The following is a 2747-nucleotide window of genomic DNA, read 5'->3' on the forward strand; positions in this document are numbered from 1 at the left end:
AATTGTGATTTGTCGACCTGGGCTACAAAGTCTGCGAACTCATTTTGGAGGGCTAGAGGGGGGAAAATCAGTTCAAAATTTTTAATCAGTTGACCGTTTAAATTAGGTTGATTTCCTCCTCGTCCAAGTTCTCGTAATTCGCTATACCTTAGCATTAATTGATGCCAAATAAAAACTGGATTGTCTATTTTATTTGGAAATATAGCCCCACATGCTTGGTTGCTAGTAGATTCAACTTTGAGGATTGCACTTCTTCCTCTTGTTTGTCCTTGACCATACATAGCAATTAATATTGTATCAACTGGAAAAAGTTTAAGAGATGTATTTTCTAAAGCAAATTTTGTGATTTTTTCCTCAGTTTCCGTAATTTCTCTATTTATTACCTCAGTTGTTTTTACCCAATTAATCGTTCCGCTATCCCAATATAATTTATTATCTCTTGATGGTGTACTTCCACTAGAAACTTCAAATTTTTCACCTATTTTATATTTGGGGAATAATGTAGTATAAAAATCCCCAAACATCTCGTTAAATCGGGATTTGACGAGCTCGTTAAATTTTTCTGATTGAATTTTACGAAAATCATAAATTTGACTTATCGTATTTAGTTTTTTTGCAATTAGCTTTTGTTCTAGTTTATTAGGCAATACAAATGAGATATCTTTTATTTTAGCTACTGAAAGATGTTTCACTGTAACAAAAGGGGTCTTATCTTCACTTTCTTTTAAAAATTTAGGAATCAACCAAGATATATAACCTTCATCTACACTTTTATCCGTAATTTTAATTTTACAGACACGTTGATTAAGTAGCGCTAAATCCCCCTCCCATTTTTTCAATATAAAACTGCCATCCATTGTAATCAATAAGTCTCCATTTTTAATAAGATATTCTTCGGAATAAGTTCCTTCAAAGTAGGTATCAGAAAAACCTCTTTCTACATCTCGAATTCGTATTAAGGGGAGACCAATTTTGTTATCATTAAATTGTGATGATTTAAAAGCGTAACCAGATAAAATCTCACAAACTTCCCCCAACTTCACTTTTTTCATACAGCTACCTCCCTACTTGAGTAATTCTTCTAACTCTGCTAAGCCAGCTTGAATTTCTTTTTCTAAATCATTGATTTTCTTTAAGATGACTTCTGTTGGTTCATACTCAACTTTTTCATACTCAATCTCTTTATATTTATTGATAGACAAATCATAATCATTTTCCTTTATCTCAGCAACTGGAACAAAGAAAGATTGATCCGTTCTCTGACGTTCTGCTTCTTTTTCAAGATGATGAAAGCGTTCGATAATATCTGGAATATCATTGTCGCTAATCGGTTGTCGCTTATCATCCAAACTTAAGCCATCCGCTTTCATATCGTAAAACCAGACCTTGTCAGTACCACCATTGCCAGTTTTTGTAAAGATGAGAATGGCAGTTGAAACTCCAGCATAAGGCTTGAAAACACCACTAGGCATTGAGATTACAGCATCAAGCTTATGGTTCTCTACAATTTCCTGACGAATTCCTTTATGAGCTTTAGACGAACCAAAAAGGACACCATCAGGTACGATAACTGCTGCTCGTCCACCTGGTTTTAAAGTTCGCAAGAAAAGAGAAAGAAAGAGTAATTCTGTTTTTTTGGTTTTTACGGTTGCAAGAAGGTCATTAGAGGTTGAATTGTAGTCAAGTGAGCCCTTAAAAGGAGGATTTGCTAAAACCAAAGTATATTTATCGGCTTCTTCATTATCTTGAGACAGCGAGTCAAGGTAACTGATTTGTGGATTTTCTACTCCATGTAGCATCATGTTCATCGCCCCAAGTCTCAACATAGTCGTATCCGTATCATTTCCATGAAACATCTGATTATGAAAATGATTGATATTATCTGTATTGGTTTCCCATTCATCTTTCTTACGCTTTAAGTAACGGCTAGCAGATACTAAGAAGCCAGCAGAACCCATAGCAGGATCTGAGATAATATCTTTGATGGTCGGTTGCATCAACTCAACCATCATATCGATGATGTGACGAGGTGTACGGAACTGTCCATTTTTACCTGCGGTCGACAATTTTGATAACAGATATTCATAGATATCTCCGATATCAGTAATACTTTGTTTGTCATTATCAAAATCTACATCTAATCCCCTAGTTGGAAAAACATCTAAGATAGAAATTGCCTTTTGAAGCGTAGCAGGTTTATTTATTTGAAAAATAGCTTCTCGCATATATCGTGAAAAGGCTGTATCATCTGTATCTCCCTTGAGATTTTTAATAAACGGAAAAATCTCCTGAGTCATTAAACGATAAACTTCCTGAGCATCTCCTATATTTTTAAAAGTTGACCAACGGTATTCAGGTTTATCTTTTGGAAAAACTCCCTCATAAGGAATCCCTAGAAATTCAGCATCACTTTCACGTCCAAGCTCGACACTATCCAAATCTTTCATAAATAAGAGATAAGTCAACTGTTCAATATTTGTTAAAGGATTTGCGTTTCCTTCTGTCCAAAGAATTTCCCACAGCTGATCGATTTTATTTTTTAATTCGCCTGTAATCATATCTTCCCTTTTCTTTAGTTTTTAAAACTTAGTAATATCATTATTTTATCAGATCTCAAACAAAGCTTCAATTAACTATATCTATGCGTCACCTGAATATTTTATACTCTTCGAAAATCTCTTCAAACCATGTCAGCTTCACCTTGCCGTAGGTATATGATACTGACTCTGTCAGTTCTATCCACAACC

Annotated in this window: 2 protein-coding genes; both read right to left on the bottom strand. The window is 34.5% G+C overall.

From position 1 onward, the window contains the following. On the bottom strand, positions 1-1052 hold a 1052-nt coding region (locus HT693_RS07845), incomplete at its 3' end, for a restriction endonuclease subunit S (protein WP_172925094.1). A 12-nt stretch (positions 1053-1064) separates the two neighbouring features. Next, positions 1065-2558 (bottom strand): class I SAM-dependent DNA methyltransferase, encoded by a 1494-nt coding sequence (locus HT693_RS07850; RefSeq protein ID WP_000627747.1) that lies wholly within the window; start codon positions 2556-2558, stop codon positions 1065-1067. Between the last annotated feature and the right edge of the window lie 189 nt (positions 2559-2747).

The sequence above is a fragment of the Streptococcus sp. 2154 genome (assembly GCF_013277255.1).
GTDB classification, from domain to species: domain Bacteria; phylum Bacillota; class Bacilli; order Lactobacillales; family Streptococcaceae; genus Streptococcus; species Streptococcus pseudopneumoniae.

Coding starts and splice junctions, on each gene's coding strand:
- HT693_RS07850 (WP_000627747.1), bottom strand. CDS start 2,558: ATGATTACAGGCGAATTAAAAAATAAAATCGATCAGCTGTGGGAAATT.